General features: G+C 46.8%; 1 protein-coding gene. It reads right to left on the bottom strand.

The features are described 5' to 3' along the window. A partial coding sequence (locus AC1XUO_RS29670) for a hypothetical protein (protein WP_483333527.1) occupies positions 1–355 on the bottom strand: 355 nt, incomplete at both ends.

Genomic DNA, 355 nt, shown 5'->3' with positions numbered 1-355 from the left:
ACCGCTTGCTGACACATTACCACTGATGGTCGTATTTCCAAGCGAGATTCCAGAAGCGTAACAATAGATTCCGCCTCCGTCGCCCGAGGAATTGTTTCCGCTGACAAACACGTTATTAAGTACAGACTGGGAATTGTCATCAGCCATTCCACCTCCATGAGATACAGCATAATTGTTATTCAGCGTCGTGTTGTAAAACCTCGGATAAGCAGAATAATTCAACATCCCGCCTCCGGAAACCGCACTGTTCTCCTTGATAATCAAGTTGGCAACTATTGATCCCGAAGAGATATTGGCCATGCCACCTCCAAGGCCACCACTAACATTTCGTCCATTCACGATGATCGAGCCAGAA

The sequence above is a fragment of the Dyadobacter sp. HNCC25DJ186 genome (assembly GCF_056895235.1).
Note: the sequence above shows the minus strand (reverse complement) of the source record. Positions and strands in the feature narration are given on the sequence as shown.